General features: G+C 73.7%; 7 protein-coding genes. 3 read left to right on the top strand and 4 right to left on the bottom strand.

The annotated features are described in order from the left end of the window. Positions 1–1,040, top strand: a 1,040-nt coding sequence (locus BSZ37_RS05325; RefSeq protein ID WP_179299488.1) for a fibronectin type III domain-containing protein, incomplete at its 5' end; no start/stop codon positions are given. A 15-nt stretch (positions 1,041–1,055) separates the two neighbouring features. On the opposite strand, the gene BSZ37_RS05320 is transcribed toward BSZ37_RS05325, so the two are convergent. Then, positions 1,056–1,751 (bottom strand): sulfite exporter TauE/SafE family protein, encoded by a 696-nt coding sequence (locus BSZ37_RS05320; RefSeq protein ID WP_095509547.1) that lies wholly within the window; start codon positions 1,749–1,751, stop codon positions 1,056–1,058. A 349-nt stretch (positions 1,752–2,100) separates the two neighbouring features. On the opposite strand from BSZ37_RS05320, the gene BSZ37_RS05315 reads away from it, so the two are divergent. Further along, a complete protein-coding gene (locus tag BSZ37_RS05315) occupies positions 2,101–3,294 on the top strand; it encodes a hybrid sensor histidine kinase/response regulator (protein ID WP_095509546.1) in 1,194 nt (397 codons plus the stop codon). On the opposite strand, the gene BSZ37_RS05310 is transcribed toward BSZ37_RS05315, so the two are convergent. The 3 genes from BSZ37_RS05310 to BSZ37_RS05300 are packed head-to-tail and all read right to left on the bottom strand — an operon-like array spanning position 3,291 to position 8,907. Next, entirely contained in the window at positions 3,291–4,562 is a 1,272-nt protein-coding gene (locus BSZ37_RS05310) for a hybrid sensor histidine kinase/response regulator (protein ID WP_143537561.1), read from the bottom strand. The two genes, BSZ37_RS05315 and BSZ37_RS05310, sit on opposite strands and share 4 nt — an antisense overlap. A gap of 5 nt (positions 4,563–4,567) precedes the next feature. Continuing rightward, positions 4,568–5,005: a response regulator gene (locus BSZ37_RS05305; RefSeq protein WP_095509544.1), complete on the bottom strand. Its 438-nt coding sequence runs from the start codon at positions 5,003–5,005 to the stop codon at positions 4,568–4,570. Further along, positions 5,002–8,907, bottom strand: a complete 3,906-nt coding sequence (locus BSZ37_RS05300; protein WP_179299487.1) for a PAS domain S-box protein — start codon at positions 8,905–8,907, stop codon at positions 5,002–5,004. The genes BSZ37_RS05305 and BSZ37_RS05300 overlap by 4 nt, the downstream gene beginning before the upstream one ends. A gap of 294 nt (positions 8,908–9,201) precedes the next feature. Here BSZ37_RS05300 and BSZ37_RS22335 point away from each other — a divergent pair. Then, a partial coding sequence (locus BSZ37_RS22335; RefSeq protein WP_218830406.1) for a hypothetical protein occupies positions 9,202–9,499 on the top strand: 298 nt, incomplete at its 3' end.

The raw sequence follows: 9,499 nt of genomic DNA, 5'->3' as shown, positions 1-9,499 counted from the left end.
CCACCCGCTCCGCCTCGGCGCTCGCGCCGACCCCGCTCGCGCCCGTCGACGGCGCCGTCGCCCCGCTCGACGCCGTCACGTTCCGGTGGAGCGCGCCGCCCGGCCCGACGTCGTTCGACCTCCGCGTCGCGACGGCCGAGGCCCCCGATGTCCCGCTCGTCGAAATCGACGGCCTCCCGACGACCGAGACGACGCTCGTCGACGCGCTCCCGCCTGTCCCGTCCCTGTGGTGGGTCCGCCGCGCGGGTGGGGCGTGGAGTGCGCCGGCCCGGTTCGTCGCCGGGACCGCGGCCGACCTCGAAGTGGCCGCCCGCTCGGCCGCTGAAACCGCCGAACACGAGCGGCACGCCGCGCGCGTCGCGAAGCGCCAGTCCCGGGGTCCTGCCCCGCTCCCCGAGGCGCCCCCCGAGCCCGCCTGGCCGCACGCCACGGGCGAGGCCCTCGACGGTGCCTCGCCGCTCGACTGGTCGACGGTCCCCGGCTTCGGGACGCCCGCTCGGACGGACGCGCCCGTCGCCGAGATCGAGCCGCCGCGGCCGCTCGCTCCTCTCGGCGGCGAGGTCGTCGACGCCGTGACCGTCGCGCTCCGCTGGAGCGCGGTGCCCGACGCCGTCGCCTATGAGGTCGAGCTCTCCCCCCACCCCGCGTTCGACCGCAACGTCCTCTCGCTCGACGCCGGACAGGCTACCGAGATCGCGCTGCCGGGCCTGGTCCCCGCGACCGGCCACAGGCTCCTCTGGCACGTCCGCGCAAGGACGGCAGAGGGCGCGACGCCGTGGAGCAAGTACGGCCGATTCTATCCCGCCTCCGACGCCCCCGTCGAGGCGTTCCGTCAAGGGATGGACGCGGCGGTGATCGCCGAGCGGAAACGCCACGAGCACGCCCGGCTCGTCCGTCAGCGCGAGATGGACCTCGTCCCGACCCACGAGCGCGAGGACGCCGTCACCGACCGGGCCACGCTCGCCGTCCTGGTCGGCATGATGCTCTCCGGGATCGCCGTCGCTCTCCTCACGCTCGTGTTCTCGCTCGTCCGGTTCTAAGCCCTACGAGCCGCGTCAGCGGGCCCCGCAGACGACCTCGGCGTGTGTGGAGTGGGAGCCCGCTGGAGCGGCGAGTGGGTGTGCCCCGCGCACGAGGGTCAGCGCCCCCATCGCGACGACGAGGACGCCCGCGAGCCGCTGCAGTGTGAGGCGGCGGGCGGGCCGGAGCCGCCCCCCGAGCACGCCGACGAGGGCGAGGGCGGGGATCGTCGCGAGGCCGAACACGGCCATCGTGAGCGCCCCCCGGCCGGCGGAGCCCGACGACGCGGCGACCGCGAGCATCCCGTACACGAGCCCGCACGGGAGCAGCCCGTTCACCATCCCCAGCGCCAAGAGCGCCCCGGGGTGCCCCGCCCCCACGAGCCGGCCGATGATGGGGCTCAGCCGGGCTGCCAGGCGCCCCGAGAGACCGCTCCGTCCCCACGCCACCCCGCACACGGCGAGCCCGGCCAGGACCATCGCCACGCCGAGGCCGACCGACACCACGCCGCCGAGACCGGCGAACGCCTCGCGGAGCGCGAACCCCGCCGCTCCGGCCATCGTGCCGAAGGCCGCGTACGTCGCCGTCTTCCCCGCGAAGTACGCGGCCTGACGGGCCGCGACGGCGGGGCCGCCCCCCACCCCGAGGAGCGCGACGAACCCGCCGCACATCCCGACGCAGTGGGCGCTCCCGAGGAGTCCGGCGAGGAAGACGGCGGCAAGGTCTAGCATGGGAACACACTAGAACCACGACCGGGCGAACGCTGCGGGGGGTGCCGTCCCGGGCGTGTAGGGGATTCCCGCGCGGCGACACTCCATACGCCCCTTATCGAACAAGCCCTCCGGCTCACGTCAGGCGCCCACGCGGCGGAGCCCCTCCCCGGCCAGCTTCGTTGACGGCGACGTCGGCGGCGGATCGAGTCGTCCTTTCCCTCGGCATCGGTGTGCCAACCTACCCTGTGCGTCCAAGACGAGACGTCACCATGGTCGAGCGCGGCGAGATTAGCTTGGTCCGTTCCGACCGCTCCAATACGGTGGCTCGGCTGTCATCTGCCGCCGCGTTCACCTGCTCGCCGCTCTCATGGAGTCCGATCCCAGGCCGAGCCCTCTCTCAGACGGTGGAGTACCTCACAGACCGGACGCGGTATGCCAACGGGGGGCGCTCCGCGTCCTCCTCGTTGAGGACGAGAGGGACCACGCGGACCTGGTCGCTGCGTACCTCGCCGAGGTGGAGGACTTCGACCTCGATCTCACCCACGTTTCGTCGGTCGGCCGTGCGCTCGACTCGCTCGCCTCCGCTCGGGCGGCGGGCCACCCGTTCCAGGTGGTCTTGTGCGACCAGCGGCTCCCGGACAGCGAGTACTGGGAGTCCGTCTCCCGCGTCGTGGGCGCGGCCGGCGACGCGCCCGTCGTGGCGCTCACTTCGATCGGGGACATGGACGTCGCCGTCGACGCGATGCGGCAGGGGGCCCAGGACTACCTCGTCAAGTCGGAGATGTCGCCCGAGATCCTCCGGCGGACGGTCCGCTACGCCGTCGAGCGGGCCCGGCAGGCGGCTGAGCTCCGTGCGCTCAACGACACGCTCGAGAGCCGAGTGCGGGAACAATCGGTCCGCCTCCGGGCGCTCTCGGCCCGCTTGGCGACGGCGGAGCAGGAGGAGCGCCGGCGGATCGCGCAGCTCCTCCACGACGACCTCCAACAGCGGCTCCACGGGCTCTCGATCACTCTCGACCTCATCGCTCGAGCCCCCTCCGAGGACGAGCGAGCACGCATGACGGAGCGCGCGAGCCGGATGCTCGGCGAGGCGACCGAACTGACACGGACGCTGGTGACAGACCTCAACCCGGCCGCGCTGGGGGCGGCCGCGCTGGGCCGCGCGCTCCGCTGGCTCGCAACGAGGACCCACGCAGCCCACGGCCTCGACGTCGACGTCGAGGGAGATGCGAACGTTCTCGATCCGACCCTCCGGGCGCTCCTCTACCACCTCACCCGCGAGCTCCTGTTCAACGTCGCCAAGCACGCCGGGACAGGCCGCGCTCGCATCGTGGTGAGTGAATCCGCCGAGGCCGTCGTCGTCTGCGTCGAAGACGAGGGGCGGGGGTTCGACGCGACGGCGCTCGACGCCGGGGGCGGCGGCTTCGGGCTGGCGAGCGTCCGGGAGCGGTTGGAGAGCGCCGGTGGTCACCTCGCCATCGAGTCGGCGCCTGGGGTCGGAACGCGCATCGCGCTCACCGTCCCCGTGGCGGTCGAGGCCGCCGAGGCGGTCGGCGACTAGCCCGTTTGGCCGGGCCCCCGCGAGGGCTGTCCCGCCCCGGCCGTCTCGTGCTCGCCGATCGCCAGCGGGGCGGTCGGGAACGTGAGCCGAACGAGGGTCCCGCCCTCCGGCCGCGAGGAGATCGAGATCCTGCCGCCGTGGCTGGCCAGCACGCTGTGGGCCAAGGTGAGCCCGAGCCCGACGCGACGGCCCGGCCCCCACGCCGTGTAGAACGGCTCGAACACGTGCGAGACCACCTCCTCCGACATCCCCGGCCCGTCGTCTTCGACCTCCACTACGGCGTGCCCCGCCTCGTCGTGCCGCGTCGTGACGCGGACGAGCCCGTCGCTGGCGGCCGCGATCATCGCATTCTCGACCACGTTGTAGAGCGCGCGGGCGAGCGCGCCCCCCACGGCCAGGACCGACGCCCCCGCGAGGGCCGGGTCGTAGTCCCGTTCGACGCGGACCGACGGCCCCGTCGGCCGGGCCTGCGAGAGCACCACGTCGAGCGCCGCGTGGAGGTCTACCGGCCGGAGCTCGCCGACGACGCCCCGGGCGTGCTCGAACATGGCCCGGAGCACGCTGTCGGCCCGGCGGCCGTGCTCGGCCACCTTGGCCACGTTGGCGCGGAGCTCGGCGAGCTCCTCGGCCGCCGCGTCGTCGATCGCGTCGCCGAGGTGGTCCGCCAGCGCGCCGGCCCGGTCGTCGGAGGCCTCGGCGAACCCGACGGCGAGGTGGAGCGGGTTCCGGAGCTCGTGGGCGACGCCCGCCAGCAGCCCGCCGAGGCCGGCCAGCTTCTCCTGCTCCACGATCTGGGCCTGCATCTGGCGGACGTGCTCCAGGGTCTGGCGGAGCGCCTCGTTCGACGCGTGGAGCTCCGCCGTCCGCCGGGCCCGCTCGACGGCGTAGCGAACCGTCCGTCGGAGGATCTCGGGCGACATCTCCGACTTGACGAGGTAGTCCTGGGCCCCCTGACGCATCGCGTCGACGGCGACGTCGGAGTCGCCGATCGACGTCAGAGCGACCACCGGAACCGCCCGGGCGGCGGCCACGACGCGGCCGACGGTCTCCCAGTACTCGCTGTCCGGGAGCCGCTGGTCGCAGAGGACGACGTCGAACGGCCGGCCGGCCTCGTGGGCCGCCGCGAGCGCCGCGACGGCGTCCGAGACGGTGGCCACGCGGTCGACCTCGCCGTCGGGGTCCGCGGCATCGGCAAGCAAGGCCTCGACGAGCGCGGCGTGGTCGTCGTCGTCCTCGACGAGCAGGACGCGGAGGGGGGCGGGCTCCACGGGCACTACGGGAGCTGGTTCCAGCAGGCCCAGTAGTCCCCGAGCTCGTAGATCATGGCCTGGAACTTGTCGAAGTTCACCGGCTTGACGACGTAGCTGTTGGCGTAGCTGCCGTAGGCCCGGGCCCGGTCGGTCTCGGCGTCGCTCGTCGTGAGCACGACGACGGGGATCACGCGGCGCTCGGGGTCCTCTTTAACCGCGGCGAGCACGTCGAGCCCGTTCGCACGCGGGAGGTTGAGGTCGAGCAGGACGAGGTCGGGTCGGTCGACCTCGACGTACGGGCCGCGCTGGAAGAGGTAGTCGAGGGCGGCCGCGCCGTCCGCCACGCGCTCGACGCGGTGCTTCGGGTTGTGGGCCTCGAGCGCGATCCGCGTGAGGTCGGCGTGGTCGTCATCGTCCTCGACGAGGAGGACGTGGAGCGGAAAGACGGTCGTGTCGGTCATGGCTGGGGGTGAGCAGGCCCGCCGGTCGTACGCGCCGGCGATGGCTCCGTTGCCGCCGGCCGGTCGAGGACGGCCGAGGCAGGGAATTGGAGGACGAACCGGGCGCCCTCGCGGCCGGGCGGGCCGCCCGCGCTCTCGACGAACGCGCGCCCGCCCATGACCTCCAGGATCCGGGCGACGAGCGCGAGGCCGATCCCGGTCCCCTCGCCGCCGCCGTCGAGCCGCTGGAACAGCTCGAACACCTTCCGGCGGTAGGACTCGGGCACGCCCGGCCCGTCGTCCTCGACCACGAGCCGGAGCCCGCCGCCGCGGGCGGGCTCGGACCGGACGACGATACGCGTGCCGCCCCCGCCCAGCCCGTAGCGGACGGCGTTCGCGAGGAGGTTCTCGACGACCTCCCCGACCCGGCGCTCGTCGGCGAGGAGCCGACCGAGCGGCCCCACGACGTCGAGGGCCCCGCCCGCCTCCTGGACGCGGCGGCCGAAGGCCTCGGCGAGCCCCCCCACGAGCGCGTCGAGGTCGACCGGGACGGGGTCGCCCAGCACGCGGCCGGCGCGGCTGAGGTGGAGGAGGTCCTCGATGAGCCGGCCCATCCGGTCGGCCGCCCCGAGGACGCGCTCGGCCGAGGCCAGCGCGCGCTCGGCCTGGCCGGCCTGGACCTGGCCCTTGAGCACGCCGAGGAAGCCCGTGATCGTGACGAGCGGCGACTTCAGGTCGTGCGAGATGGTGTAGGCGAACTGCTCCATCTCGGCGTTCTTCTGCCGCAGCGTCTCCTCGGACTCGCGCCGCTCGGTCACGTCGTAGCTCAGCCCGAACATCCGGACCGGCGCGCCGTCCGCGTCGCGGACCACCCGGCCCCGGTTGGCGACCCACCGGACGTGCCCGTCGGGCCGGACGATCCGGAACTCCGCAGCGTAGGTGTCCTCCTCGGTCAGCGCGCGCGCGACCTCGGCCTGGAGGCCGGGGAGGTCATCGGGGTGGACGAGCCGGCCATAGAACGCGGCGACCGACTCGACCTCACCCGGGCGCATGCCCCACAGGCGGTAGACCCGCTCGTCGCCTTCGAGGTGGTCTTCGGGGATATGCCACTCCCAGGTGCCCATCTCTCCGCCCTCGAGTGCCAGCCGGTGACGCTCCTGGCTTTGGCGGAGCCGGTCGAGGGCCTCATCGCGCTCGGTGAGGAGCGCACGCTGCTCCGTAACGTCGGTGTTGGTCCCGAACCAGCGGGCCGCTTGGCGGTCGGGCCCCTGGATGGGGAGCGCGCGGGAGAGGAACCACCGGTACTCGCCGCTCGCCCCCCGCAGGCGGAACGTGTCCTCCCACGGCTGGCCCGAGGCGAACGCCGCGCGGTAGCCCTCGGCCACGCGATCGGCCTCATCGGGGTGGAGGAGGTCGCGCATGTCGGGGGGCGGCGCCCCGTCGGGACGGGCTCCGGTGTAGTCGTACCACCGCCGGTTGAACCAGAGGATTCGGCCCTCCGTATCGGCCATCCAGGCCATCTGGGGGATCGAGTTGGCCAGCGTCTGGAGCTCGCGCTCGCGCTCGCGGAGGGCCCGCTCGGCCTCGCGCCGCTCGGTCACGTCGCGGCAGACCGACAAGACCATCTCCTGCCCGTCGCGGCGGACGAGGTGGGCGACCGTCTCCATCGGGATCACGCGACCGTCGCGCGTCCGGTGGGCCGATTCGAACCGACCCCTGCCCTCGCGGCGGAGCCGCTCGACCGCGTCCGGGAGCGCGATGACGCCCGGCGCCAGGAGGTCGCCGACGCGCATCTGGAGCAGCTCGTCCCGCGCGTACCCGTAGGTCTCTACGGCCGCCTCGTTGACCTCGATGAACGGCTCCGGCCCGTCGTCCCCGACCGGGTAGACGAGCACGACGTCGGGCGTGGCGTCGAAGAGGGCACGCGTCCGGCTCTCGGCCTCGCGGGCCGTCGCCTCGCTCCCCTGGAGCGCCCGATAGAGACGGGCCGTCTCGAGCGCGGACCCGGCCCGGCGGCCGATCTCCTCGGCCGTCGCGAGGTCCTGCTCGTCGAAGTGCCGGCCGGACTCGGTGTTGACGAACGAGACGGCCCCGATGACGTCGTCGTCGGCTCGGATCGGCACGATGATGACGGAGCTGAACCCGATCTCGCGGAGGAGCGCGAGCTCCTCCTCGTCGGCGACCGAGGCGACGAGGAGCTCGTCGGGGACGTCGGGGTAGAGCTCAGACTGGCCCGTCCGGATCACGTTCGGGACGCCCGTGGGGTCGTCCGGGTTGACGGGCTGGACGGCCTGGAGGTCCCAGCCCCACCGGACCTTCTCGGGGTCGGCGTGGGCGATGGCGACGGCCTCGATGGACCCGTCGTCCTGGCGGAGGCTGATGGAGCACCAGTCGGAGAAGCCGGGGACGGCGAGCGTGGCGAGCCGGTCGAGCGTCGCGTCGAAGTCGAGGGCCTCCTCCGCCAGCCGGCCCGCCTCGGCGAGGAACCGGGCCTGGGTCTCGGCCCGCCGACGGTCGTGGACGTCCGTGTTGACCCCGATCCACCGGGTGACCCGGCCGTCGGCGTCGCGGACCGGCGTGGCGCGCGTGAGGAACCACCGGAAGGCGCCGTCGGCGCGGCGGAGCGGGAACTCCATCTCGAACGGCTCGCCCGTCGCGAGCGAGCGCTCCCACTCGGCGACGACCTCGGGGAGGACGGCCGGGTCGTGGACCGCCTCCCAGCCCCACCCCTCCATCTCTTCGAGCGTGGTCCCGGTGTAGTCGTACCAGCGCCCGTTGTAGAAGTCGATGTGCCCGTCGGGCCGGGCGCTCCAGGCCAGTTCCGGGAGGCCATCGATGACGGCGAGCAACTGGCGCTCGGTCGCCCTCTGCGACGTGACGTCGCCCAGCGTGCCGACCATCTGCACCGGCCGCCGCGCCGGGCCCTCGCCGACGAACGTCGTCCGGGCCGTCGCCCGGATCCACCGCGTCTCGTCGGCCTGGATCCGACTCTCGATGTCCAGAAGGCCCTCGCCCGCGGGATCGATGGCGGCGGATACGGCCGCCTGAACGGCCGGGAGGTCGTCGGGGTGGATGACCCGGGCGAACCCCTCAGCCATCGTCAGCGCCTCGTCCGGGCCGAGCCCGAGGATCTCTTTCGTGCGGGCGTCCTGGGTCCCGGCGTCCGTCGCCGGGTCCCACGACCAGAGCCCGAGGCGGGCGGCGTCGAGGGCGAGGCGGGCCCGCTCCTCGCTGGCGCGGAGCGCGGTCTCGATCTCCCGTTGGGCCGTCACGTCGCGGAGCACCTTCGAGGCCCCAACGACGCGGCCCTCGGCGTCGCGGATGGGCGAGACCGTGATCGCCACGTCGAGCTTCCGGCCGCTCCGGTCCACTCGGACCGTCTCGAAGTGGTCGACGCGCTGGCCGCGCCGGATCCGGTCAAGGATCATGCGCTCCTCGTCGCGCCGCTCCGGGGGGATCAGCATGAGGACCGATTGCCCCACGGCCTCGTCCGCGGTGTAACCCAGGATCCGCTCGGCGCCTGCGTTCCACGACGTGATGATGCCGTCGAGCGACTTGCTCACGATGGCGTCATCCGACGACTCGACGATGGCGGCCAGCAGCGACTGGGTCCGCGCCACCTGAGCGTCCGACGGGCTGGTGTCCTCCGGCCCCGTCGTGACGAGGATCCGCCCGTTCCCGAGCGGGAGCGCGGTGCCGCCGCCAACACGGACGGGTGCTTGGGTCCGCCAGGCCTCGGTGGCGGCTTCTCCGAGCGCGGCGAGCGGAACGCCGAGCTCACCGATCGCCTGGCCGATCACATCGCTGGCCTCGCGGCCCACCTGGGCGAGGGCGGCGGCGTTCGCCTCGGTGATTCGCCCGTCGGCTCCGAGGACGAACAGAGACGTGGGGGCCGACTGGAGTGCTTTGACGAGGGCGCGCACGAGGAGCGGATATCGGGGCGGGAAAGTAGCGCTTCGGCTCAGGTGCGCTCGCGGCCGTCGTCCCCTACCATCCCACACCGACGGCTACGGACTTCCTAGAGGCGTGTAAAGCGGAGGCGGCGCACGAACCGGGGCCTCTGCGTCTCCGTCGACGGCGGCGGCCTCGGTGTCCTCGACGGGGACAACACATGGGTCCCGGACGAGGCGGTCGGACACCTCGGCGACAGGGTTGGGCGTCTCGTGCGCCCGGGCCCGAGCCAGGGGAGCCTCGAACCGAGCCGGGCGGGCGTGACCGTGTCGAAGCAGCTCCGGGCGACCGGGGAGGCCGTCGGCGTCGGGCTCGTCGACTCGCTCGTGAGGTGGGCGTGCGTACTCGGGCTGACGGGGTCGGCCTTCGCGAGGATCCTCCGCGAGCCGGCGCCCGGAGAAGACGGCCTCGAAGAAGCACGCGGCGACCTCCCGCACAGCCGCCGTCGCCACCTCGGTGCCGGTCTCGACCGGATCCGAGGCTTCGAGGAGGGGGAGGTCGGTGAACGCCGCGTGGCGGCTCCCCACGAGCACCCTGGTGCGGTGCCGCAAGCGCGCCACGTGG

This window comes from Rubrivirga marina, assembly GCF_002283365.1.
GTDB classification, from domain to species: domain Bacteria; phylum Bacteroidota; class Rhodothermia; order Rhodothermales; family Rubricoccaceae; genus Rubrivirga; species Rubrivirga marina.
This window is presented reverse-complemented; position numbering and strand designations above follow the sequence as displayed.